Here is a 25,379-nt window from a genome sequence, read left to right as displayed (position 1 = left end):
AGTTTTTGCTATACCCACATATGTGGGGGTGGTAATCAGGGAATCAACCCTAATACACAAAATTAAAGTGCAAATATAATTTGCTTTCGTATGCACCATAGATAAGGGCGGCAAATGGCTTTTCAAGGGAAAGATTGAAAAAAAATGAAAAAAGATTGTCGGGAAATGCGACTAAATTCCACCTAGGTGCATTTCAACCTCACTCTCGAAGTTATCTGTCATCCTCAAGAGCGAGGCACGAACGAGTTGGGGATCTCAAACAGCAATATAGATAACTTTTAGAGATTCCCTACTCGTTCATTCTTCGCTCTATGGAATGACCTATAAGTCGTTTAAAACAAAAAGCGAACCCTTGGGCTCGCTTTTAGCTTTGGATAGTTTGAAGATTAAGCTTCTACTGGCTTCGCTTCTACTTCCACTTCTTCTTTACCAATTTCGCCTTCCGTTTTCGCAACGATAGTGTTAACCGCAGTATCACCAACAACGTTGGAAGAAGTACAGAACATGTCACAAATACGGTCAACAGCCGCCACAATCGCTAGACCTTCTGGTGGCAAGCCTAGTTGGTGCAATAGAACCCCGACCATAACAACACCACCGCCAGGAACACCACCAGCACCGATAGACAGTAATAAGATAGTTAGACCTAGAGTGAAGATGTCAGCAGTATTAATTGGCTGACCAAAGGCGTTAGCTACGAACATCGTTGCTAATGCGATATAGATAGAGACACCAGACATGTTCATGGTTGCACCAAGTGGCACCCCGAAACCTGCCACTGACTTCGATACGTTCAATTTGTCAGTTAACGTACGCATGGTTACTGGAATGGTCGCATTCGAACTTGCCGTCGATAGTGAAAATAGAACCTGCTCACGAGTTGCACGTAAGAACTGCTTTGGAGAAATGCGAGTGAATGCCCCTACCATCATTGGGTAGAAGAAGAAAATCCAGAACACAAGCATGGTAACCACAAGCGCCACATAGCCAGCAACTGACATTAGCGTGTCTGCATCCAGTGTTGCACCCAGTTGAATCATCAGCGCGAATACACCGTAAGGCGCAAGGCTCATTACCAAACCGATAAGCTTCATCATGATTTCATTAGCCATCTTAAAGGTCTTAATCGCTGGGCCACCACGAGAATCAAGCGCTTGAATCGCAAGACCGGTCAAAATTGCCATAAAGATGATTTGCAGCATGTCACCGCTGGCGAACGCTTCTACAGGGTTACTCGGAACGATATTCACAACCAGAGAGAAGATATCCGGTGTTTCTGTTGTAGTCAGCGCAACGGTTTCAGAAACCGTGCCCGCCAGATTCGCACCCGCACCCGGTTGAAAAATGAGACCAATCGTTAGCGCGGCTGAAATCGCAATGATGGTATTAATAATGTAAAGACCAAAGGTTTTACCACCAAGACGACCAAATGAACGAATATCTTTGAGCTCAACGATACCGCAAACAATAGATACGTATACCAGAGGTACTACGAGCAGCTTAATCAGTGATACGAACATACCACCAGCCCCTTCAGCAGTGCCGAGTAAGTAGGTATCAAAAATAGCAATGCCGCTGAATAGGTACTGAATAGCAGTACCAATAAGTAGGCCGGTAAACAAGCCTACAAAAATCTTACTTGAGAGCGATTTGTCCATCGTTCTTCTCCAGTCTGTTGTGTTTGAAATTTGTACTTTTATAGTTATATGTGCGACTAATATCGCCATACCGCAGTGGATTTTACATACAAAGGTAACAATTAAAAGCACTTATTTACAAAAACACTACAAAAGCAACACTAAAACACCTCACCATTAACAACCAATTTCATAATATAAAGCTCTAAATTATTGATCTGGATAAAATAAAAATAATGACATTCTCAATGCGATTTTGAYGCTTATTTACATAGACTCTCAAGCTATAGGCACAAAAAAAGAGAGGCCGATGCCTCTCTTTTTATTTTACGTAAACCCGTGATTTATTTTGTCGTAGCAACTTACTCAGTCAATGCGCCAATCAATCACTTGGCAACGTAATACGTAATTATTTAGCAACCATAACCATTGCAGGACGAACGACACGACCATTTAGCTCGTAGCCTTTTTGCATCACGAACATCACCGTGTTTGATTCGTGATCAGGGCTTTCTTGAATCGACATTGCTTGGTGGAATTCAGGGTTGAACGCCTCACCTTCAGGATTGATCTCTTTAAGACCAAACTTAGCAACCGTGTCTACGAACGTTTTATGCGTAAGTTCAACACCTTCGTATAATGGCTTAACCACTTCATTCTCAGCGTCTGCTGCTTGCATAGCGCGCTCAAGGTTATCGATAACAGGAAGTAGGCCTTCAGCAAACTTGTTCAAAGCGAATTTACGCGCTTTGTCAATTTCTTGCTCGCTGCGACGACGCATATTTTCAACTTCAGCTTTTGCGCGAAGAACAGAATCTTGTTGTTCTTTCACTTTAGATTCGCTAGAAAGCAATGCTGCTTCTAGTTGAGCAATTTTTGCTTCTTGCTCATCAACAGACTCTTCATTCAGTTCAGCTTCTTCAACTTTCTCTGCTTCTGCAATGATTTGATCTAGCTCAGCTTCAGTGACTTTGTTTTCTTCGTTGCTCATGATCTCTCCAGAATTCGTTTTCAATGCCAGTGACAGGTGTGTTTACACCCCAAATTGATATAAAACACTCGCATAGACGTTCAACTTGCCTTTATTATGGGGATGAAGAATTTTGATTCAAGCCTAATTCGTTTGGAAACGTTATGAAAAAGCCATTTGAAGTCATCGCTATTATTGGTAAACCTCGAGATCAGCAAGCAATTCAGACTCACCGAGAGCTTTATCAGTGGTTAAGTTCCGAGGGTTATCAAGTATTTGTGGACGACCGGCTCTCCGCTATTTTGAATGATATCCCACAAGAACATTTTTCCAGCCTAGTTGAATTAGGTAAACGGGCTGATCTCGCGATTGTGGTGGGTGGCGATGGAAATATGCTCGGTGCCGCGAGAATCTTGTCACGTTTCGATATTTCAGTGATTGGTGTTAACCGAGGCAACCTTGGTTTCCTAACCGATCTTAACCCTGAAAACTTCCAGCGCGCGCTAACCGACGTGCTTAAGGGAGAATTCGTCGAAGAAGAGCGATTCCTACTCGAAACAGAGATACATCGTCACGGCCAAATAAAAAGCCATAATGCCGCTCTCAATGAAGCCGTGCTCCACCCAGGTCAAGTCGCGCGCATGATCGAGTTTGAAGTGTATATCGATGACAGCTTCGCCTTCTCACAACGGTCAGATGGCCTGATCGTATCAACCCCAACAGGTTCAACCGCCTATTCACTTTCTGGCGGCGGCCCTATTCTGTCATCAAGCCTGAATGCTATCTCTTTAGTGCCAATGTTCCCGCACACCCTTTCAAGCCGACCACTTGTGGTGGATGGTAAGCGTCACATCAAGCTAATTGTATCGCCGGACAACCGCGGAACTCAGGAAGTCAGTTGTGATGGTCAAATTTCATTGCCAGTTTCTCCCGGCGATGAGATTCACATCTACCAAAGCCCAAATGTACTCAAACTGATCCACCCTAAAGACTACAGCTACTATCACGTCTTACGTAACAAACTCGGTTGGTCGAGTAAGCTGTTTTAAACTCCGAATAACAAATGACAGAACAAGATAGATTGTTCTGTCATTCCTGAGATGGAGGCACGACAGAGTCAGGAATCTCTCAAAAGTGATCGTATAAATCACTCCAGCTACGATTCGTTTCCGCAATTAAATTCTCTTTCCATTCTCGCTTCCACTTTTTCAGTTGCTTCTCTCTTTTGATGGCGTCTGTGATATCGAGATAAAGCTCAAAGTAGACCAAACGGTCAATGTTATACCGCTTACTAAATCCATCGACACTGCCATTTTTGTGCTGCCATATTCGCGCTTTTAAATTACTCGTCACGCCAATATATAAGCAGCTCCCCGACGGGTTAGCCAGTATGTATATCGCTGGTTGTTTCACATCCATTCCTTCCATCTCAACATAGGCAATACCAATGATAGATGGGTGTCTGACGAATAAGTTTGAAAAAAGAACTAAGATGCCAAGCCTTTGGAGATTCCCTACTCACTCCTTTGTCGCTCTCGGGAATGACACTCAGAAACCCACTCCTCGTCCCGTAAGGTTTAGATCCTCTTCACAAAAATTTTCACCTGTCGACTTTACTGTATAAAGAAACAGTATATACTGAGCTTATATACAGTATTGTTCAGTTATACAGGTAAATAAAAAATGCTGGCTCATTTAAGTGTTAATAATTTCGCTATTGTTAAGTCTTTACAGCTAGAACTCTCTAAAGGCATGACAACAATCACCGGTGAAACGGGGGCGGGTAAATCTATCGCTATCGATGCATTAGGTTTATGTCTTGGAGGAAGATCCGATGCAGGAATGGTTCGACAAGGTGAACAAAAAACCGAAGTCAGTGCCGCTTTTTTACTTGAGAACAATCTGCATGCTACCCGCTGGTTAGAGGATAATGAACTGCTGGATGGCGGTGAATGCATATTACGCAGAACCATCTCTAAAGAAGGTCGTTCTCGCGCATTCATCAACGGCAGTCCTGTCCCTCTTTCACAATTGAAGTCTCTGGGTCAGCTGTTGATCAACATTCATGGTCAACACGCGCACCATCAATTAATGAAAAGTGATTATCAAATGGCGATGCTTGACCAATACGCAGGCCACTTGAACCTATTAAAATCGACTCGTCATGCCTACCAAGCATGGCGACAAGCGGATAACCACTTAAAAGAGTTACGTGAAAATAGCCAGCAAAACCAAGCTCAAAAACAACTACTTGAGTACCAAATCAAAGAGTTAAATGAGCTATCTATTGGGGAGGAAGAATATGAAGACCTCGAACAAGAGCATAAGCGCCTCTCCAATAGCGGAGAGCTGGCCACAACCTGCCAACAAGCTATCGAGCTTATTTATGAAGGTGAAGAAGTTAATGCGCTTGGTATTTTGCAATCGGCCAATAACGCCTTAATTCAGTTAGCGGATCTTGATGAAAGACTGGCTGAACTGCCAAATCTGCTCTCTGAAGCCATCATTCAGATTGAAGAGACCAATAACGAATTAAGATCTTACCTAGACAGCATCGATGTCGATCCTGGCCGTATGGCTTACGTTGAAGAGCGCTTTTCAAAAGTGATGTCAATGTCTCGCAAGCATCATGTGTTGCCAGAAGAGTTATATAAGCACCATCAAGACTTATTGCAACAAGTTGAAGCACTGGATTGCTCAGATGAAAAGCTAGAAGAATTAGCCAACGATGTTGAGCACCAATACCAATCGTTCGTTGCTAAATCAGAGAAACTGCACAAGTCTCGCGTTCGTTACGCCAAAGAGCTCAACAAACTGATCACACAAAGCATGCACGAACTCAGCATGGAAAAAGCGCAGTTTGCAATAGAAGTGAACAACACCAACACCCACCCATCGCCATTGGGTATGGATAACGTGACCTTCATTGTTTCGACCAACCCAGGCCAACCAATGCAGCCAATTGCCAAAGTAGCTTCTGGTGGTGAGTTATCACGAATCTCACTGGCGATTCAGGTGATCACGGCACAAAAAGTCGATACACCAAGCTTGATTTTCGATGAAGTCGATGTGGGTATCAGCGGGCCAACCGCTGCGGTTGTTGGGAAAATGCTGCGCACACTGGGTGAATCGACCCAAGTGATGTGTGTGACCCACCTACCTCAAGTGGCCGGTTGTGGGCATCAACAACTGTTCGTTGCTAAGAACACGAAATCAGGCAAAACAGAGACCCAAATGCACACCTTGGATGAGCAACAACGCATTTCAGAACTTGCTCGTCTGCTTGGTGGCAGCCAGATCACTGAGTCGACACTCGCCAATGCAAAAGAGTTACTCATCGCCGCTTAGGTTACATCTTCAGCAACTTTCTGATAATTTACCGAAAAATATTGGCAATTTTGCAACTTAATTCAAAATTGCCAGTCATAACAAGCTCAAAGCGCAAGGAGCTTTTTACTTCTTGCTGGAGCTTGTTTATTATCAGGCAGTATTTTAGCGAAGAAAGATCTCAGACTATGCGAATTAAAAAGTGGTTAGTTGCAGTTCCACTTGCACTAACAATGTTGACCGGTTGCTCTGTACTAGAGAAGTTGGTTTATCGAATTGACATCAATCAGGGTAACTACGTTGAACAAGAAGCGGTCGATCAGCTCAAGTTTGGCATGACAAAAACCCAAGTTCGTTACGTTATGGGCTCACCTATGCTTATCGAAAATGGCTACCCAGATACGTGGTACTACATTTATCACCACACCAAAGGCCATGAAGACCCTATTCAGAAAAACCTCGTCGTTAAGTTTAGTGCTGCGGGTACCTTAGTCACGATCAATGGCGATTTTAAAGCCAGTGATGAGTTCTTCGAAAGCCTTCGCTAGCTTGAGTAAACAAAGCCCTCAAGCAAGAATCGCAAAAGCCTGTTCACATTGAACAGGCTTTTTCATATCAGCATACACGTTAATCTTTATCGCCTAAGCACAAAAAAGCTCGCCGATGTCGCGAGCTCTCTTGTTACTCAAATTTGTTTGGTATCACGATTTAGCTGCGGCCGCTTTGGCTTGTTCAGCCCGCTTACGGCGAATCTCTTTAGGATCAGCCAATAGTGCGCGATAAATTTCGATACGATCTTTATCACGAACCGTCGCATCTAGCTTAACATTGCGGCTAAATACGCCAACCTTGTTTTTCGTTAAGTCGATCTCTGGATACAACTCTAAGACACCAGACTGCGCAATAATCTCTTCAACGGTTGCGTTCTTGTTCACCACTAAGGTAAATACACGCTGCTCATGGGGAAGCGCAAACACCACCTCTACGTGGATCATATCCGATTCAATCGTCATGGTTTAATAAACCTGTTTTGCTCGTTGAGTAAAAGCACTGACCATATTGCTTGTCAGCTCATTAAAAATCTTACCAAATGCCATTTCAATCATACGGCTAGAGAATTCAAACTCCAACTTAAGTTCAACCTTACACGCTTGCTCGTCGAGTGGAGTAAAATACCACCCCCCCTGCAACTTTTTAAACGGGCCGTCCACCAGCTCCATTAAAATCTCGGCGCCATCCGCCATGCGATTCGACGTGGTGAATGTTTTGCTGATCCCCGCTTTAGAGACATCAACCGAAGCCACCATCGCGGAATCTGAAGATTCGATCACACGAGAACCAGAACACCCTGGCAAAAACTCAGGATAACGAGCAACATCATTGACCAAGCTGAACATCTGGTCGGCACTAAAAGACACTAATGCTGAACGAGTAACCTTTGGCATATAGACTCCTGTTAAAGACAGCGTTACATTAACACAAACTGCAATTTTAATTGTATTGGGCTAGAGCGCAAATAAAAAGGATTCCCCAATTAGGGTGCAATCCGTATAATGGGGCCATTATGGCAAAGAATAAATCAAAATCAAAAGCCGGTAGCAATACCATTGCGCTTAATAAGAAAGCTCGCCACGAATATTTCATCGATGATGAGATAGAAGCGGGGCTTGAGCTACAAGGCTGGGAAGTCAAATCCCTACGTGAAGGCAAAACCAACATCGCAGAAAGCTACGTCTACATCCGAGATGGTGAAGCTTTCATTAGTGGTATGACGATCACTCCGCTGACTCAAGCGAGTACTCATATCGTGGCGAACCCAACACGTATCCGTAAATTACTGATGTCGAGAAAAGAACTCGATAACCTGATCGGTCGTATTAACCGTGAAGGCATGACACTTGTCGCAACCGCACTATACTGGTCTCGCTCTTGGGCTAAGATTAAAGTTGGCGTAGCGAAAGGTAAAAAGCTGCACGATAAACGTACTGATATGAAAGAAAAAGATTGGGCGAGAGATAAAGCACGAATTATGAAGAGTAATTTGCGCTAATTTTAAGCACTTAAACGCACAGTGCTAGACAGGCAATGCTTTTCTGGTACTATGCAAATAACACTTGGGGCTGATTTAGGATTCGACAGGAATTTTGAAGTCTGAGGTGCATGCCGTGGGGCGGTTGGCCACGTTAAAAGCCGCAAAAAAATAGTCGCAAACGACGAAAACTACGCACTAGCAGCTTAATAACCTGCTCAGAGCTCTCTTACCCTAGCTTCCGCTCGTAAGACGGGGACCAATAAGAGATCAAACCCAAACTAGCTAGCGCGGATTCTCCCACCTGAGAGGAAAAGCGCGAATTATAATTCAGGTTAGCCTTTAACTAGCGTGTCGGTTCGCAGGTTGCTGGTGAAATTAAAGATCGACTAAGCATGTAGTACCAATGATGAATGATTTTTGGACGCGGGTTCAACTCCCGCCAGCTCCACCAATTCATAGTTTAAAGACGTCCTAGGGCGTCTTTTTTCTTGCCTGTAACAACCAAAAATCAATAACTTAGCATCCATTAGCATCCAAGGACGTCTCACTACTTCTTTGATCTTTGGGTACACAACAGGGTACACTGGTTTTAATGAGTTAATCTGGTGTACCCAACATGGCAAAAATAACTACTCGTCTAACAGACAAAGATATCAAATCAGCGAAGCCCAAGGATAAAGAATACAACTTGTTTGATGGTGATGGCCTTCGATTACGTATCAAGCCTAACGGTTCAAAACAGTGGATCTTTAACTACTACAAACCCATTACAGGAAAACGAGCAAACCTTAGCCTAGGTAGATATCCAGATTTATCTCTTGCCAATGCTCGTAAAAATGCAATGGCAGCCAGAGAGCTACTAGCTCAGGGGATTGATCCTCAAGAAGAACGAAAACGCCAAGAACTCGTTCACAAAGAAATCTACGAACATACCTTTGCTAAAGTCTCTGAAGATTGGTTCAACCTCAAAAAGCATGAAGTCACTCCAGACTATGCTGTCGATATCTGGCGCTCACTAGAACTTCATGTATTTCCGCAAATAGCGAATACGCCAGTAAAAGATATCGATGCCCCACTCGTTATTGATCTACTTAGACCTATCGAAGCAAAAGGCAGCCTAGAGACGGTTAAACGCTTATCTCAACGCTTAAACGAAATAATGAACTACGCGGCAAACTGTGGTCTTGTAAAAGCTAATCCATTAACAGGTATTCGAGCCGCTTTCAAAAAGCCCAAAAAAGAAAACATGGCAGCACTAGCACCAAATGAGTTACCAGAGCTCATGGGAGCTATCGCCAATGCCAGTATAAAGCGTACTACTCGTTGTTTAATCGAGTGGCAACTACACACTATGACTCGTCCTTCTGAAGCCGCAGGCGCTAGATGGGATGAGATTGAGTGGGAAGAAAAAATATGGACCATTCCAGCCGAAAGAATGAAAAAAAGAAGAGAGCACCGCATCCCGCTCACAGAGCAGATGCTGGCGCTATTAGAAGTAATTAAGCCGATAAGCGGCCACCGTGAATACATATTTCCTTCAGATCGCGATCCGAAGAAACCATGTAACAGCCAAACGGCAAATATGGCTCTGAAACGTATGGGTTTTGCGGGAAGATTGGTTAGCCACGGTCTGCGGTCTCTCGCAAGTACTACACTCAATGAACAAGGTTTTGACCGTGACTTGATCGAAGCGTCACTGGCACACGTTGATGATAACCAAGTGCGTAGCGCCTATAACCGTACTGACTACCTTGAACGCCGCCGCCCTATGATGAGCTGGTGGAGCGGGCATATAGAAGAGGCCTCTAAAGGTAGTCTTTCGGTCACAGGAACAAAACAGTTGAAAGTAATTAGCTAAATATATGAATTTCTTACCAACTCAATCTATAGGTGCCCTTCTGCACAAAACCAATCACTATTTGCCAAAGCCTGTGAAGCAACAACCTGCCAATGGTTTATGAAAAAAGAGGGGTTACTATAAGATAAAAGAAATTCTTTAAACTCTTCTGCCGTAGTACCATTCATAAATGTACGTCGCATATGAACTACAGTAGCTATAAGATTCGTAGCCTGAATACTGTAACGTTTAGATAAATCGAAATCTTTAAAATGCTGGGTAGCTCTAAGTTTGTCATTGGCTTCCCACTCTTCTGGAGTAGATACATAAAAATCTAACGTACACGGCGCACCTGGTAATACTTTTGCGAAAACCCACTGTTCCTGAAAAAAACACTGTTTGTCTAAGTAAGGGTGAATTATCTGCTCATGATAAACAGTCGCATAATGCTCACCCTTACCATCCATATTACAGTCCCTACAAGAAGGGAGGAGATTTAAAGGTAAGATAGAAAACTGAGGAAAATGAGCTTTGGGTAAATAATGGTCGAGATTCTTCGGCCTACCGAGGCCACCACAAAAAGGACAACATTCATTGGCAGAGAGCATTAGTGCATCATAAATCTCCCTTCCAGGTTTATTAGCATTCCTGAAATAATACTCATATAGATTTACAAATTCCCTCTTTGAAATACCAGAATTAACAACCGACTCTTCATCATCTCCAATAGGGTCAATTTTAAAAAGCTCTCCAACTTCAGCTTTAACAGAATAGTCTGCCGCAGATTCACGTATTATGCCGCTTCCTTGATTAATTCTGTCCCTCAAGTTCTCCTTTGAGATCCCATCCGAGCATAATTGAATAGCATCACTTATGCTGTGTTTTGGTGGTGAGAGTCTAATCATTTAATATCGGCCTTCTCTTTATGCAAAAGAAGCGCTTTCAAGATAGCTCTTGCCTCAAAACCAAGCTGATTATTGTACTGATTTAGAATCTCGTCATAAGTAAAGCCATCATCAACAGATTCAGATAAAAGCTTGTGAAAACCAGATTTCGTTACCTCCAGGCCAAAAACTTCTCTTGTCAAAATGCCTACATTTTCTCCAAAAGTTTCGATCTCAGGGCGAAGTACTTTTGTAACATCTCCAGATTTCAGCACCTTCCATACACACGATTTCGGAACTTCTTGCAATACCACAGGAGAATGGGTTGCGATGACCGCCACTCCATTTCTATCATGAAGTAGCTCGCTCAAAGCTCGAATAAATGCAGATAATAACGGCGGGTGTAAGTGACTTTCTGGTTCGTCTATTAGAACTAACGTCTTTTCTTCGACAGATGCAACTAAACGCGTCAAGGTTTGCAAAACCACAGCATGACCAGAACTCATAGATGTCATAGCTTCCCAAATACCTTTTTTGGCGATCGAAGTTGGTTCTAACTCGAATCGACGGATGTTCATTTCAGCAAAGTTCTCATCTGACTCCAGAGTTTTTATTGCCTTGAAAAGTCGAACCTTTTTTTCTTTCTCACCTAGACATAAAGCAAATGACCGATTGAAATCAACGTCCATCTCAGTCCGGGTTTTAAGCCTGTTATCACCTTGCTTCTGACTTTTTAAGCCAACATAGTAATACCGAATCCCTTTACTTGGGTCTTGCTGTTCTTCTGGTGGAGTAAATGTATCAAACGCGCTAAACGACACTGACACTATACAAGAGAAGTAATTTTGCTCGAAAGCTTCCCCAGTGCTTGGGTCAATAAAAAAGCCGAGTTCATTATTGATTCCTAGTCCACCTTGAACCATTCCATTCAACAATGTCGTTTTTCCGACACCATTTCTTCCAATAACAGCATGAATATTTGTACTAGGCACAGAACTGGCTTTAACCTCAAACCCCAGATCAATTGCGGAGAAAAGACCATCAGTTGAACGAATAAAACTGAAACTGTAATCTGTAAGAAGCACGCCCCCCTTAAGAACTCGAGAAAACTGCCCCTTAATGCTGGACAAACTTACACTAGCCAAAAAGTCAGTTTTAAAAACAGTTTCTTTCTGAGCTAATTCTAAATGCTCTGATGAATACACAACATCATTGAGGTTTTTCAATATACTAAAACGAAGCGAACTAGGTAACTGCGCTAGCTTCGAGTAATATTCAACATCTATACCTAATGAAAAATAGTCATTAGGTAATCTTTCAAAACAAGGTGAGAGACTCTCTGAGAGCTTCTCTTTGACGAATTGATTTACAACACCGATTTTTACAAGGCCAAGTTCTCTATACAACCCTTTGTCATCGTGAAGGCTTACATTAAACAATGTATCAAAAGAAGACATTTCATTTTTGATAGGTGTTAGATAAACCGAGCTAACACCACTATGTGGAACAGTCTCTTGTCCAAATAAGATGTAATAATTCATCAATAGTGCTCTTCGATATAACCATACGCCTTAGCGAACAGCTCTTTGTCTTTTCCTAATCCAAACTGTGCAAGTGTCAGTAGCAGTGCCTTTTGAATCTCTCTTGGGCCACTGTTCGAGCTCTGCCAGCCTTTAAAGCGTTTGGCTTTTACAATCTTGTCTATCTGCTCTACTACATCGCCGATTAGCTTAGGGGTGCTTTCGGGGCGAGTTTCTAAAAACAGTTTGGTCAATGCTTGTTTGTTATCTTCTTGGGTTACTGGTGAATCGCCCGTTTCACGTTCCGCTTGTACCGTATCTTTGGCAGTATCAAGCAACCCTTTCAGCCAGTCGATAGCTTTGATTACGCCAGCTTCATAATCCTGACGAAGCTTTTCTAGTCTCTCACCAAGTGCTACGAACTGTGGATTTCCGCTCTCGCGTAAACGACCCATTAAATCGATTTCTAATTGACTTGCTCGCTTCTCTTGCTCTTTTTCGGTAAGCGTAAATATAGCGTGTTCATCCATGACTAACTCATCAATGTCATCTCGAATGCGGTTGATGTCTGTGTGCTCATGGATCATCTTGATTGTTTCTGGACCTAATGCAGCCCAAACGAGAGAGCCTGTCTGCCCTACTGGACGAACTGATTCATAGATTTGTACCAACCACTTATAATCAGCTCGGTAAGGCATTAAGAAAGCATCTGGGTTAATCGCAGACCAGAGCTTAGCTAATACACCAAAAGACGCGGCAAACTCGTCGCGCTTTTCATTAGTCGGTAAACAAGCTTGAGCAGCCATGATGCCTTCAAAGCCTTCTAAAGCTCTATCGACGTTAGGGAAGAAGCTTAAGCACTTGTCTAGTTGAGTTGGCAGTAGCTCTTTAAAAGCCTCGATACCTTCTACAACACCGTCGATCTCTTCAGGGTCGTATGCGAGTGCGGTACGTAGGTTCTCGAACACACCTAGGTAATCAATGATGAGGCCCATTTGCTTACTAACATTATCCGCCTCGTACAAACGGTTAGTACGACACATTGCTTGCAACAAGGTATGGTCACGTAATGGCTTATCTAAGTACATGCAGTAACAAATAGGCGCATCAAAGCCAGTCAACAGTTTTGCGGTCACAATCAGCAATTGAAGTGGTTGTTTTGGATCTTTGTAATCCTCAATCAGGCTCTTCTGCTTTTGGTCATTACCATCAATCTCTTGCCAACGTTCAAAGTCCGACTCGATGATAGGAAGCTCAAGATCTTGCTTCCATTTACGCCAGTCTTTATTGACCTTCCCTTTCTTACTCTCATCTTCATCTTTGATTGGTGCTTGGTCGACGTTCATGACCACTTCTACCGCATCAAAGCCTAGTTTCTTACCAAGTAAGTAATACATCTGAACACAGGCATCTCGGTCATAGACCACTACCATGCCTTTCATCTGCTTTGGCTTTACATGGCTTACAAAGTGATTTGCAATATCTTCACTTACCGCCGCCATGCGTTTTGGCGCCTTCAGCATAATCGCTAAGCGGCCAGCACGTTTAGATAATGCCATTTTCTCATCATCGTCTAGGTCGTTATCTTTGACCATTTGTTCAAAGGCTTCATCAATCGCTGCACGATCTACACGAAGCTCAGCCAAACGAGGCTCAAACTTCACTGCATTGGTCGCCTTATCTCGTATGGATTGCTTATAGCTGTAGCGGTTCATATAACGCCCTTCATCCTCTTCAGCACCAAAGAGTTTGAAAGTATTGCGGTCAATACCAGAAATCGGCGTACCTGTTAAGCCATAGAAGTGAGCATGAGGTAGCGCCCAGCGCATTTTGTCGCCAAGAGAACCCTCTTGAGTGCGGTGCGCTTCATCCACCAGCACGATAATGTTGTCACGACTGTTTAGGCCATTTTCATTTTTTTCATCAATTTCGACATCTTTAAACTTGAAGACTGTGGTGATCAAAATGCCGCGACTATCTTGTTCTATGTGCTCACCAAGCTTTCTACAGCTTTGTACTTTGATGAGGTTTTTAACATCTGCCCCACCGAAGGTTTCATTGATTTGGCTATCGAGATCTCGACGATCAACCACAATCAAAACCGTCGGGTTTTTCAATTTGTTATCAGCCCGGAGCATGCGAGCGGCATAGAGCATAAGCAAAGACTTACCTGAGCCTTGGAAGTGCCAGATAAGTCCTTTTTTCGGATAACCTTTTTTTACACGTTCAACAATTTGTTTTGCGGCTTCAAATTGAGGGTAACGCGGTAAAATTTTAATACGTTTAGGTGGTGTGTCTTTACCTGTCTTCACCGTTGAAAACAGTGCGAAAGACTCTAGCATTTGCAGCAAGGTTTCTGGGTTCAACAAGCCTTCACAACTATCAAGCACTGTGGCTAAGCTAGCTGGAATCTCATCTCGCCGTTCGGTTTTATGCCATGGGCCCCAATCTTTAACTCGCGCATTGATTGCACCATAGGCAAAGGTGCGACCTTCAGAAGCAAAGCATAGAAGATTTGGCACGAAGAAAGGCTCAACATTTTTCCAATAGTGCTTTTGGCCGCCCATAAAATCAGCAGCGCCATCTTGCCAAGTCACACTTGGACGAGTAGCGGATTTTACTTCCCCCACCACCAGCGGGATACCGTTCACGTAAAGAACGATATCGAAGAACACCTCTGTCGCTGCAATGAAGTGAACCTGTTGAGAAACAACAAAGTGGTTGTTTTCAGGGGTATCAAAGTCAATTAGCTTGATAGTAATATGGTCGCCGTTCTCGCCAAACGGTAGGCTTTTCTCTGCCATCAACCATTCATGAAAATTCTCGTTCGCTTTCACCAAGCCCGTGTGCTTGGCTTCCAACATCAAGCCACGAAGTTTGTATATCACTTCATCGGCATAATCGGGGGTTTTAGTGATTTCAGGGTTTAACGAACAAAGCGCGTCTTTAAGCCAACTATCGACGAAAACATCGTGAGTTTGCTTAGGTAAGCTTTCACCATGGCAATAATTCCACTTTACTCCGTTTAAGCCTTTTAAACGGTCAATGATTCCATTTTCTGTGACAGTTTGTTCGTTAAACATTTACTACTCCCCTAGTAGATGATCTGAGTATGTTGACATTAAATTATTTATTGCAGCTTTTTTTAAAAGTGCTAATTCAACTTGCTCTTCTATCCGTAATAAACACCTTTCTATTTCGATGCGCTCATTTTCTGGTGGGATAGGAACCATCAAACTGTCAAATATGTAAGCAGGAATCCTTTGTCTACCAGTGGAGCCTTCCATTCTAGCTATTGCATATTCTCTGATTCTTGCTGTTCGACATAAGCTATATAAGTAAAATGGACTTACCATTTTAGGTGATAGGACTATAAACTCCGTAGACCCTTTCCCTACCTCATCATCATCTAGAAAATCAACTATCGTCATTTTACCATTTTCAGCACATGGTGTTATGCGAGCAAATAGTAGATCGCCGTTTTTATATCGAGCCCCTCCCCCCCTAGAAGAACGACTATCTAAATCTCCAGAAATAAATCTGGAATCAGTTGCGACCTGTGACATTTCACAAAACTTCACAATTTCAGATGACACTTTGTAAGCAGGATTTATTTCTACCACTTTAGTGAAAGGCAAAAATTTCCATCCGTTTGGAATAGCTCCCCAATGACTTTTAATCAAATTATTACCTTCTCGACCATTGTACAAAAGCTTAGCTCTTGTACTTTGTCGCAATTCGACAGCCGACAGATAAGCGTCATCAGAAAATTGCATCATTTCAAGAATCTTATTAAAAGTTGTGCAAATACTTTTAATGTCCTGAACATTCGGCAACTCTAACTCAAGTTCAGCAATAGACTTAAACTTAGTTCTAGGGGACAGTGAGCCAGAAGAATTCTTGATGGCCCAGTTCCAAAATTTATTTGATGTCAATATCAAATTTAATATATCAGAATGGCTATCTGAGATTGGCTCCATAACTATAATGTCACCTGAACAAATTCCATCAAACTCAGCAATAGCCGCCTTTTTGAGATAAGGACGACGTTTACCAAACAAGAGCTGACCTTTTTTAAACACACGCGTAAAGCTAGGTGAATCTTCTGCTATCATTCCCCAACGCTTTACCTTTAGCGAACCAGAATCTAAGTGTTCAAGACCAATGTAACGCTCATAGCCGTCACCAATAGGATCTTTTGTCGTCAGCTTTACTTCTTTACAGATGTCACCGAATTTTATAGTTTGCTTATCAGTCATCGCTCTTTACCTCGTAACCTAACTTCGCGAGGCTATTAAATAGTTTATTGGTTTGCTTCTTAAGTTGTACTCGGCTCATTTTCCATGACTCAATAGCATGTTCGATATCATGTACTTCCCCACTACTCTTGGCCTTCACATAAAGCGGAATAGATAAGTTGTATTGGTTTTCACTGATAGTGTCTAAATCAACCAGCGCAGTAATATCGCATTGGTTATCTGGTTGGAAATAAGCTTCGCAAAGCACATCTAAATCAGCATCCGATAAACGACTGTGGGCTCGCTCGCGGGTTACATGCTCTACACCATTGATAAACAGAATCTTATTTTTGCGCTCAACTGGTTTATTGCAATTAAGTACGACCACGCACGATTCCATAGGCGAGTTGTAGAACAAATTTGGGCCAAGCCCTATCACCGCTTCAATGATGTCAGATTCAATCACTTGTTTACGGATCGCTTGCTCTGAGTCACGGAACAGAACACCGTGAGGCCAAAGCATAGCCGCACGGCCAGTATCCAATTTTAAGCTTTTGATGATATGGGTATAGAAACCGTAATCAGCACAACCTTGCGGCGGCACGCCGTACATATTGCGTCCATACGGGTCAGCAGCAAACTTTTCACGGTTCCACTTTTTGATGGAATACGGAGGGTTAGCAAAGATAACATCGAACTGTTTAAGTTGATCGTTCTCGATAAACTTAGGATCACCTAAGGTATCACCCCGCATAACATCGAACTCTTCAATGTCGTGCAGGAACATGTTCATACGTGCTATAGCAGACGTTAGCAGGTTTACTTCTTGTCCATACAAATGAACACCACGCCACTCTTGTCTTTGCGAGCGTAAATCCATCACCGCATTGAGCAACATACCGCCCGTACCACAGGTGGGATCATACGCAGTTTCCCCCGGTTTAAGCTTCATGATTCGGGTCATTAAATGCACAACAGTACGATTGGTATAGAACTCGGCAGCGGTATGCCCTGAGTCATCCGCAAACTTTTTGATCAAGTACTCGTACGCCTCACCCAAGTCATCTTGAGCAACAGACTTAATGCCTAGTGGAATTTTACTGAAATGCTGAATTAGGTCTGACAGCAAGTGATCTGGTAAACGCTCTTTGTTGGTCCACTGCGCATCACCAAATACACCGTGCAAGCGCTCGTTCTTTGCTTCAATCAAACGCAGAGCATTTTGAATCGCTTCACCAATGTCTTTGCTCGTGTTGCGAACTCTCTCCCAACTCGCTTCTTCTGGAATATCGAAACGGTGGTACATCGACATCGCAGCGTACTCAGCATCACCTTCATGCAGTTTTAGCGCTTCGTTATATTCTTCTAGATATACATCTGATAGGCGCTTAAAAAACAACAGTGGGAATACGTACTGTTTGTAATCAGACGCATCAATTTGGCCACGCAGGAACTCGGCAGCGCCCCACAGTAGGTCTTCTAATTTGTTTTTGTTCATAGCTCGAAGCCCTCTTTGATTAACAAGGCTTCTAACTCTTGTTCAGCAGCCTCTAAGGCTGCTAATTTTTGCTGGAAATCTTTCAATGCTTCTTCTACGGTAATGGTTTCTTCTTCTAGCGGCTTTTGTACATAACGAGCAATGTTCAAATTGAAGTCGTTCTCTTCAATCTCGCTATGTGGCACCCAACGTGCGACACCTTCAATGTCGTCTGTTTTTGGCCCTTTGGTGCGCATGTTCTGATAGATGTCATAAATCTCATCGGCTTGAAGTTCTGACAAGGTGTTTTGTGCGCGACCTTTGGTAAAGATTTCTTCCGCATTCACAATCAGCACATGGCCTTTATGCTCTTCTGGTCTTGCTTTACGCAAAACTAGAATACAAGCAGGGATGCCTGTACCGTAGAACAGGTTTGAAGCCACACCGATTACCGCCACGATACGATTCTCTTTTAATAACTTGGTCCTAATTTTACCTTCTGCTCCACCGCGGAAAAGCACACCATGCGGCAGCACTACCGCCATGCGTCCTTCATCATTCAATGAAGCAAACATATGCTGCACCCAGGCGAAATCACCGTTGGTTTTTGGTGCTAAACCAAAGCTTGCACGGCCATATGGATCACTTGTCCAATAGTCATAACCCCACTCTTTTAAACTAAATGGTGGGTTTGCGATTACACAGTCAAAGTTTTCTAGTTGGTCATTTTTCAGAAACTTAGGATCACGAAGTGTATCACCACGAACAATTTCAAAGTCTTCTTGTCCGTGTAAGAACAAGTTCATTCGAGCAATCGCTTCGGTAGTCAGGTTCTTCTCTTGGCCTTTGATCTTTAGTAGACGTGGATCACCACCGTTATCTTTAACATGGTGAATGGTTTCAAGCAGCATACCGCCTGTACCACAAGCCGGGTCATAAACACTTTCATTCGCTTGTGGATCTAGAATATTGACCATAAGACGAACAATAGTACGTGGCGTGTAGAACTCACCCGCTTTCTTGTTTGCTTTGTCGGCAAAACGCTTAATTAGGTATTCGTAAGCACGGCCCATATCATCATTACGTACACTTGATACACCAAGGTTAACCTTGTTGAAGTGGTTGAGTAGTGTCGATAACAATTCGTCTGAGAGCCGCTCTTTGTTGGTCCAGCTTGCATCACCAAAAATGCCATGTAGCTGTGGGTTTTCTAGCTCAATACCACGGAATGAGTCTTTAAGGGCTTGACCGATATCCTTGGTTTCTGAAAACACATCTTTCCAATGGCAATTAGCTGGAATTTGGATGCGGTGAAACATATCGCCTTTCGCAAGCTCTTCATCACCCACTTGCTCCATAGCATCTACGAACTCTTCATCGTAAACATCACAAATGCGCTTAAAGAACAAGATTGGGAAGATATAAGTTTTGTAGTCTGAAGCGTCAATTGGACCCGTAATGATGTGGGCCGCATGCCAAAGGTGCGCTTCTAAGTCTTTGAGATTTATTAATGTCATTACTTGCTCTTATTCTCTTCTATCCACGCCTCAAGGTCTTCACGTTTGAAGCGCCAAGAACCGCCGACTTTGAAACCAGGAAGCTTTCCTTCGCTTGCTAATCTATATGCTGTTTTTTCGGCCAACTTTAGGTAAGCGGCCACCTCTTTCAAGGTTAAAATTTGGTCTACCATTCAGAGTGTTATCTCATGTTGGTTTTATTCATCAGAATTAATGGTGAGAGGATATGGGAAAATTGGGGAATCGACAATGATGAACATCGCATCTATCACTCATTCGAGCGATTGATATACAATTAAGTGAATTTGACTTTAGAAGATTGCTATTTATAGCTTAGGCTTGCACTTCTTCTTCATTAGTAGCAAAGGATCTACATCTATCTTTGCCAGTGAGATCTGGTAATCAAGAGCGACTAGTGTTTTGAGCGCATTTTTCAACGTTACTTTGGAAAAAAATGGAAGTTCATCAGGAATGTTTTTTGTTGTCGCAATAGCATAGACCACATGATAGTTGCTAGGATCAGGTCTATCTTTTGGCGCTTGAAGCTTGATTGATGCTGGTAACTTAGGATTCAACCTTTCGCGATACCATTCGTCTTTGATAAACGCCTCTGCCGCAACAAAACCTTGAGAAAAAAGATGACTCAATGTGCTAGAGCTTCGATACAACTTCACATGAATAAACTCGTTACCATTTCGAATAAGATCACAATGTTCTAATTTGTCGTAAATACCTCCAATCTTGATATTTTTCTTGTCCATAAGACAGAAACTAGAATCATTGGCAGCCACATACTGGTTGTAATCCTCCTCCCTATCATGATTATAAATAGGGAACTGGTAAGGATGAACATTCAAACTCGCAAGGTAATCATCTACCCTAGTAACGAAATCTTGATTAACCTTGTACCAAATGCCGTTTCGCAAAATGTACTGGTCTGAACCGTAGCTAATTTCTGCGTATAAGCAACGATATACAGGCCAACTCTTCACAGACTTATATTCACTATTGTTAACATGAACAACATGGTGTTTCATTGCTTCTACGCTGGGTACAGCGCCTTCCAAGTAAGCAAGGTAATCGTTTAAAGATAGCACTACATGGCGAACAGCCCTTTGGGAGATATGGAAGGAGTAACCAATTTGAAACTCCCAATCAACCACTTCAGGTTCACCTAGCCAAAACCCATCGTATTGCCCCAACTCAAAGTGATTATCGAATTCCATATCGAGAACCTCTACCTCGTCGAGATCTCGAACTCTGTTTATGTCTTCAACCCAACTAAACTTAGCCGGTAGTTTTGCTCGATAACGCTGCACAGACTCCAACAGTATTTTAGGAAGATTGGCTAAATCGGTTTCGACTGCAATGGTCAAGGCATCACGACCAGTTACATGACTACCAAATAGCTCAACTTGAGAAGTTCCAGTAATGGCGTACAGCATCTCGCTTTCTGAATCGAGGTGAAGATTAAATATATCCACATCTCTAGTACTCTGAGTTCTAGAGTTTAAAGGGTTATGGTCATAACTTGCTTTGTCCAGGCTTCTGAGCTTGTCTGGATCGACTGAGTTCAAGGTCACCTTCAGCCCAAAATCTCGTTCAATAGCCTCTTGTTTAATTAGGTGAAACCCCATACCAAATGACAATACGAAAGTTGAACCGGCCACTATCACCACGAGTACAGCTCCGACGTTTGAAGATGTACCAAATTCTTCAGATTCAACTTGCTTGCTATCAGTAAAGATTTTTGTCCAAGGTGGCACTGTTTTAGGAGGCTGGGTTTTAATGTAAAGCTCTGCCAACTCTGTATCTGGTAAATCTAGCTGAATTGGCCTTTTCACATTATCTAATCGGCTCTTCTCCGCTTAGGTGAGCTTGATATTTGGGTAAAAAGTTGAGTGTGTATCGGGAACCGATGTTTGTCTGATCTTCAATTTGAAATAGTCTGTATCTCTCACCCCTCTTGCCCTTCGTCTGAGTAAGCCAATCGAGACATTACCTGCTTCTACCCGAGCGTTAGTCAGTTTGTATTTTCCGTAGTTACAAATACCCACTTTTCTTTCCAATAAAGCATCGGCAAAATTAATTAAGGAAAGTATTCTGGTCGATTTGGCAAGACGACACCAAGCTTCTAGAGCTGCCACCATTGTTTCGTAATCGGGTTCATCCCATATGGCTTGTAGCTGCTCTTTGAGCATGTAAACAACGCACAAAGTCTTGTTGCTCTCAAGTAAGTCATCAAGTCTGTCAGACTGTCTATCATCCAATTTGTGAGCGTTTTTCAGTAGGAGGAAGAGCGTTCCTTTCAACATTTTTTTTCGTCGTGAGAGCCATTTCTAAAAGCTTTTGCTCTCTCTTTTTTGATTAAGATGCAGTAGTTCTGCATGACATGAAATCGGTCAAAAACAATATCAGCATTGGGAAGCATTTTCCTGACCGCCGACTGGTAAGACTGGCCCATATCCATTGATACTGCTTTGATTCCTGATTTGGTTTCTTCTGATAGTTGCTCAAAGAAGGAGATCAGAACTTCTGCTTTTCGGCCATGTTCAACCCAAATTAAATGCCCAGAGACGAGGTCATAAACAACCGTCATATAATCGTGTCTCTTGGCTCTGGCAACTTCATCGACGCCAATATGAACCAAGTTATTCAGTTTCTCGGGGTCTAATGCTGGTAAGCTTGAACGCAAGTATTCCCTATCGATATTTTTTACTGTTTCCCATCGGATTCCTAAATGTTGAGAGACGGCATGTATGCTCATATGGCGACATAACCCACTGATGAACTTGCAAAAGCGAGCGGTATAACGACCACCTTTAGCCACATATTCAGTCTCTTCGATCAACCGTCGTCCTTCTTTGTCTCTAGTTTTAGCCAGCTCAACCTCAATCGTACAAGGTCGCCCACTCACAGGTAAATCTTGAAGACGTCTTTTAACGTAGTGATCGACGGTGCAGGAAGTCCCTGATATTGGCTCTTTGACTTTATACCTACGATCTCGACGACAGCGAACGAGTACGCCTTGGGACATTTCTTCTATTGAACAAGATTCAACACACTGGCCTTTAAAGCTAAATAACGAGGAAGACAAAGACGACAAAATAGACTACTGACTTATTTTTAAAATAAGCATTATAAATCATGTAATTATGACGAATGAGCCTGTGCATACAGACTCATGAAAGCGGAGAAGAGCCTCTAATCTAATGAGCTCTGATATCGGTTTATGGCTATCTCGTGCGAGATAAATTGATAGCTTTTCCTTGCGAATTTTTGTGATTCGAGCCATATCCCTAAAGCCTTATCATTAATTAGTTTTAGAACATAAAAACAATAGAGTTCAAAGGCAGTATGAAATCAAGCTCCTAAATCACAGTATTGAAACTTAAGCATTGGATTTTCTCTCACCCATCGACTCAGTAAAGGATTTATCTTTTCCTCAACATGTGTAAACAACCAATTTGGTCTCATGGTATTAGGCTCTAACGTTAAAAAATAATATGCATAATTGAGCTTATACTTCTCCTGAGTTCAATCCAAAAATCTTCAGGCATATGTCATCAATGTGAAACCCCATCATTGATTCCGACAGGAGGAGCCTGAAATGAATACCAAAACTTCCGATTACCAAAAGCAGCAACGCTATCAGGAAAATGAAATCCTAGAGCATGCCGCTGAGATACTGGCAACACGCTACGTGCGTGGTGATGCCCTAACTAACCCTGATGCCACCAAAGAGTATGTCCGCTATAAGCTAGGTAGCCATGAGCGTGAAGTGTTTGCCTTATTGTTGCTGGATAACCAAAACCGACTGATTGAGTTTAAAGAGCTGTTTCAAGGAACGGTGGATGCGGCCAGCGTCTACCCACGAGAAGTGGTGAAAGCAGTGCTGGAAGTGAATGCCGCAGCGGTGATATTTGCCCATAACCATCCATCCGGTGACTCAACGCCGTCTCAAGCCGATAGACGCATAACAGAAAGACTCAAAGATGCTTTAGCGCTGGTAGATGTTCGCGTACTTGACCATATCGTGACAGGTGATACCTGCACCTCGTTTGCCGAAAGGGGGTGGTTATGATTGAACAACATTATGGCGAGCTGTGCATTGATGATGCGTTACATTCGTCACTGGAAGCACTTCTGAATAGATACAACATCTCGGACAACGCAGAGCGACTCGTACTGAACTGCCGCCAAATGAGTTACTACCGACATAGACAAGGTTTGCATCCCATTGAAGTGCAGCTTAAACGTGAGTCAGCCTCAAGCCCTTGGCTGGTGGTGTTCTTTGCCAGCTTCTCTTATCCCGATAACAACAGCACAACCGTTGAGCCTGAGTTGTACTTTCACCTAGCTAATCGCTGGTGCTATCAACCCGATGTGGGGAGCACGGATTTATCCCACCCAGAGGTACAAGAGCTACTCTCGGTATGGATGAAAGCTTTTGCTCGTCATCTCTCCAGAAACGTCTTTGATGACGTGCAACTGACGATGGTCGGCACGTTCAACTAAATCCACTCTCTCTTTTCTTATTTGAATCCTGAAACAAGGAGGACTCACTATGTCCAAATTAAACTTCACAGCATCATTATTACCTGTGTCAAAGAAACTGCAAAAGCTGCTAAGTGAGCAACTCACCGCTCATTTGCTAAGTAATGAAGCACTGACCACCAGCCGTTATCTGGTGTTTAACTTTCGCGATAAAAGTTACAGCGCGGAAGAAGGCGGCTTTCATCCGGTTGAAATGGCGATTTGCCAAACCTCAACAGGGGAATGGAGCATTGAGTACATCACCGACTTTGCTTATATGGGAAACTACTATCCAGAGTTAGAGCGCAATTTGGATTTTGATTTTCGAGTTGGGCAGTTCTTTGTGGCTTATCGCGGCTGGCTACCAATGCAAGGTAGCCATGATGCCAAAGAGCTGTATCGCCTATGGGAGAATAACTTTCTTGCCTATGTTGATATGGACTCCTACAACGAGATAGCCCTCACCCCGCAATAACTCATGACTTCCCTTCTTTTACAAATCATCAAACTTGCCACTGCCCTCATCACGCTGTTTTCACTTTCCCCGTTCTTCGGTGCTATTGGAGCCCTATCCACTTTAGGGTTTCTGGTGGTACTGTTGATTGGGTTATTGGCAGCCATTGCAGAGCTCAGTGATAAGCATAAGCCTCGTTAATGTTAATCGGCTCACGCTTTAGTGATGCTGATTGATGCTGTTTTCACCGTTGGACATTATGTGTCTGACCCACCTCTATTCTCCCGACATTAAATGTCCGACTCCGGTGTGGAGCTTTGATGTATTGAGAGCGTAGTCATGAGCAATAAAACCAGCATTGAAGGGTTATCCGCTTTGCTGCACACGCTGATGCTTATTCCTCAACATCGATGGATCACCGTTAGGGAGTTGCAGCAGCAGTTAGCCCTACTCGATATCCACCGCACCACGCGCAGCATTAAACGCTACCTCGATGACATCATTGTGGACGTGTTTAACGTGGAGTGTGATTCGATGAGCATGCCCCATGTTTATCGCAAAACCTCAGAGCAATTACTGAAACTCAACAAGCAGGAAATGCTCTATTGGCAACTGACCAACAAGTACTTACTACCGCTGGTTCCTGATGCACTGAATTATGGGCAAGGTTGCTCCTCGGAGAGAGACAAACCCTTATCCCGTATAGCTTCAGCACATTCAAAAGAGCAAGTATGGTTAGCCAAAGTACATGTGGCATTGCCCACCATTCGCGAGTGGAGTGACGAGCAACGGCAAGTATTGAATGCGGTACACACGGCATTACTGCACAACCGTATGCTCAAGATATCGAGCCAAATATTGCAGCAAGAGAAGGCGCTCATTGAGCCACTGGGACTCTCGGTTCAGTGTGACGCGCTCTTGCTGCTCTTTCGATTATCCGGCCAACACAC

At 43.1% G+C, this 25,379-nt stretch carries 23 protein-coding genes, 1 other RNA gene and 1 pseudogene; 11 read left to right on the top strand and 14 right to left on the bottom strand.

Translation table 11 applies throughout. The annotated features are described in order from the left end of the window. Window positions 1-386: 386 nt before the first annotated feature. Window positions 387-1,658, bottom strand: coding sequence for a dicarboxylate/amino acid:cation symporter (locus L4B77_RS06125; RefSeq protein ID WP_261839035.1), 1,272 nt, complete (start codon window positions 1,656-1,658; stop codon window positions 387-389). A gap of 388 nt (window positions 1,659-2,046) precedes the next feature. After that, complete coding sequence (gene grpE / locus L4B77_RS06120; protein WP_261839034.1) at window positions 2,047-2,628, bottom strand: nucleotide exchange factor GrpE; 582 nt, start codon at window positions 2,626-2,628, stop codon at window positions 2,047-2,049. A gap of 143 nt (window positions 2,629-2,771) precedes the next feature. Here grpE and nadK point away from each other — a divergent pair, with 143 nt between their 5' ends. Next, entirely contained in the window at window positions 2,772-3,656 is an 885-nt protein-coding gene (gene nadK, locus L4B77_RS06115; RefSeq protein ID WP_261839033.1) for an NAD(+) kinase, read from the top strand. 79 nt (window positions 3,657-3,735) lie between these two features. Here nadK and L4B77_RS06110 read toward each other — a convergent pair whose 3' ends face one another. Further along, a complete protein-coding gene (locus L4B77_RS06110; RefSeq protein WP_261839032.1) occupies window positions 3,736-4,026 on the bottom strand; it encodes a GIY-YIG nuclease family protein in 291 nt (96 codons plus the stop codon). A gap of 264 nt (window positions 4,027-4,290) precedes the next feature. Between L4B77_RS06110 and recN the strand changes: the two genes are divergently transcribed. Together recN and bamE are read left to right on the top strand one after the other, a co-directional pair. Next, window positions 4,291-5,955, top strand: coding sequence for a DNA repair protein RecN (gene recN, locus L4B77_RS06105; protein WP_261839031.1), 1,665 nt, complete (start codon window positions 4,291-4,293; stop codon window positions 5,953-5,955). Between the two features lie 167 nt (window positions 5,956-6,122). Next, window positions 6,123-6,482 (top strand): outer membrane protein assembly factor BamE, encoded by a 360-nt coding sequence (bamE, locus tag L4B77_RS06100; protein ID WP_261839030.1) that lies wholly within the window; start codon window positions 6,123-6,125, stop codon window positions 6,480-6,482. A gap of 153 nt (window positions 6,483-6,635) precedes the next feature. On the opposite strand, the gene L4B77_RS06095 is transcribed toward bamE, so the two are convergent. Together L4B77_RS06095 and L4B77_RS06090 are read right to left on the bottom strand one after the other, a co-directional pair. Next, entirely contained in the window at window positions 6,636-6,947 is a 312-nt protein-coding gene (locus L4B77_RS06095; protein WP_102312307.1) for an RnfH family protein, read from the bottom strand. A gap of 3 nt (window positions 6,948-6,950) precedes the next feature. Continuing rightward, complete coding sequence (locus tag L4B77_RS06090) at window positions 6,951-7,379, bottom strand: SRPBCC family protein (RefSeq protein ID WP_017062793.1); 429 nt, start codon at window positions 7,377-7,379, stop codon at window positions 6,951-6,953. 119 nt (window positions 7,380-7,498) lie between these two features. On the opposite strand from L4B77_RS06090, the gene smpB reads away from it, so the two are divergent. From smpB to L4B77_RS06075, 3 genes are all read left to right on the top strand, one after another. Then, window positions 7,499-7,984 carry an SsrA-binding protein SmpB gene (gene smpB / locus L4B77_RS06085; protein ID WP_004735156.1) on the top strand — a complete coding sequence of 162 codons (486 nt, stop codon included), beginning with the start codon at window positions 7,499-7,501 and terminating at the stop codon, window positions 7,982-7,984. Between the two features lie 66 nt (window positions 7,985-8,050). Then, window positions 8,051-8,417: a transfer-messenger RNA gene (ssrA, locus tag L4B77_RS06080) on the top strand. Between the two features lie 165 nt (window positions 8,418-8,582). Then, on the top strand, window positions 8,583-9,824 hold the full coding sequence (locus L4B77_RS06075; protein ID WP_429749176.1) for an integrase domain-containing protein: 1,242 nt from the start codon (window positions 8,583-8,585) through the stop codon (window positions 9,822-9,824). A gap of 26 nt (window positions 9,825-9,850) precedes the next feature. Here the strand turns inward: L4B77_RS06075 and L4B77_RS06070 are convergent, their stop codons facing one another. From L4B77_RS06070 to L4B77_RS06030, 9 genes and pseudogenes are all read right to left on the bottom strand, one after another. Beyond that, window positions 9,851-10,708, bottom strand: coding sequence for an HNH endonuclease (locus L4B77_RS06070; protein WP_429749174.1), 858 nt, complete (start codon window positions 10,706-10,708; stop codon window positions 9,851-9,853). Beyond that, the gene (locus tag L4B77_RS06065) at window positions 10,705-12,228 is read right to left on the bottom strand and encodes an AAA family ATPase (RefSeq protein ID WP_429749172.1); all 1,524 of its coding nucleotides are present in this window, start codon (window positions 12,226-12,228) and stop codon (window positions 10,705-10,707) included. Before L4B77_RS06065 ends, L4B77_RS06070 begins: the two co-directional genes overlap by 4 nt. Further along, window positions 12,228-15,290 carry a type I restriction endonuclease subunit R gene (locus L4B77_RS06060; protein ID WP_429749170.1) on the bottom strand — a complete coding sequence of 1,021 codons (3,063 nt, stop codon included), beginning with the start codon at window positions 15,288-15,290 and terminating at the stop codon, window positions 12,228-12,230. Before L4B77_RS06060 ends, L4B77_RS06065 begins: the two co-directional genes overlap by 1 nt. 3 nt (window positions 15,291-15,293) lie before the next feature. Then, complete coding sequence (locus tag L4B77_RS06055; protein WP_429749168.1) at window positions 15,294-16,466, bottom strand: restriction endonuclease subunit S; 1,173 nt, start codon at window positions 16,464-16,466, stop codon at window positions 15,294-15,296. Then, on the bottom strand, window positions 16,459-17,943 hold the full coding sequence (locus L4B77_RS06050; protein ID WP_429749166.1) for a type I restriction-modification system subunit M: 1,485 nt from the start codon (window positions 17,941-17,943) through the stop codon (window positions 16,459-16,461). The genes L4B77_RS06055 and L4B77_RS06050 overlap by 8 nt, the downstream gene beginning before the upstream one ends. Continuing rightward, window positions 17,940-19,439 carry a type I restriction-modification system subunit M gene (locus L4B77_RS06045; protein ID WP_429749164.1) on the bottom strand — a complete coding sequence of 500 codons (1,500 nt, stop codon included), beginning with the start codon at window positions 19,437-19,439 and terminating at the stop codon, window positions 17,940-17,942. The genes L4B77_RS06050 and L4B77_RS06045 overlap by 4 nt, the downstream gene beginning before the upstream one ends. Continuing rightward, a complete protein-coding gene (gene mads1 / locus L4B77_RS06040; RefSeq protein ID WP_102416605.1) occupies window positions 19,439-19,612 on the bottom strand; it encodes a methylation-associated defense system helix-turn-helix domain-containing protein MAD1 in 174 nt (57 codons plus the stop codon). Before mads1 ends, L4B77_RS06045 begins: the two co-directional genes overlap by 1 nt. Before the next feature lie 153 nt (window positions 19,613-19,765). Continuing rightward, window positions 19,766-21,283, bottom strand: coding sequence for a TIGR04141 family sporadically distributed protein (locus tag L4B77_RS06035; protein WP_429749161.1), 1,518 nt, complete (start codon window positions 21,281-21,283; stop codon window positions 19,766-19,768). Window positions 21,284-21,307: 24 nt separating this feature from the next. Then, window positions 21,308-22,545, bottom strand: a pseudogene (locus L4B77_RS06030) (ISL3-like element ISVa10 family transposase). A gap of 504 nt (window positions 22,546-23,049) precedes the next feature. On the opposite strand from L4B77_RS06030, the gene radC reads away from it, so the two are divergent. The 5 genes from radC to L4B77_RS06005 all read left to right on the top strand — a co-directional run. Beyond that, window positions 23,050-23,523 (top strand): RadC family protein, encoded by a 474-nt coding sequence (gene radC, locus L4B77_RS06025; RefSeq protein ID WP_429749159.1) that lies wholly within the window; start codon window positions 23,050-23,052, stop codon window positions 23,521-23,523. After that, entirely contained in the window at window positions 23,520-23,957 is a 438-nt protein-coding gene (locus L4B77_RS06020) for a DUF2787 domain-containing protein (RefSeq protein WP_429749157.1), read from the top strand. The genes radC and L4B77_RS06020 overlap by 4 nt, the downstream gene beginning before the upstream one ends. Window positions 23,958-24,006: 49 nt before the next feature. Further along, window positions 24,007-24,450 carry a DUF2787 domain-containing protein gene (locus L4B77_RS06015; RefSeq protein WP_429749155.1) on the top strand — a complete coding sequence of 148 codons (444 nt, stop codon included), beginning with the start codon at window positions 24,007-24,009 and terminating at the stop codon, window positions 24,448-24,450. A 3-nt stretch (window positions 24,451-24,453) separates the two neighbouring features. Then, window positions 24,454-24,630 carry a hypothetical protein gene (locus L4B77_RS06010; RefSeq protein WP_158104895.1) on the top strand — a complete coding sequence of 59 codons (177 nt, stop codon included), beginning with the start codon at window positions 24,454-24,456 and terminating at the stop codon, window positions 24,628-24,630. A gap of 138 nt (window positions 24,631-24,768) precedes the next feature. Beyond that, on the top strand, window positions 24,769-25,379 hold a 611-nt coding region (locus L4B77_RS06005; RefSeq protein ID WP_429749153.1), incomplete at its 3' end, for a transcriptional regulator.

Origin of the sequence: Vibrio minamisatsumaniensis, from assembly GCF_050337445.1 — a bacterium.
Classification (GTDB): Bacteria; Pseudomonadota; Gammaproteobacteria; order Enterobacterales; family Vibrionaceae; genus Vibrio; species Vibrio artabrorum.
Note: the sequence above shows the minus strand (reverse complement) of the source record. Positions and strands in the feature narration are given on the sequence as shown.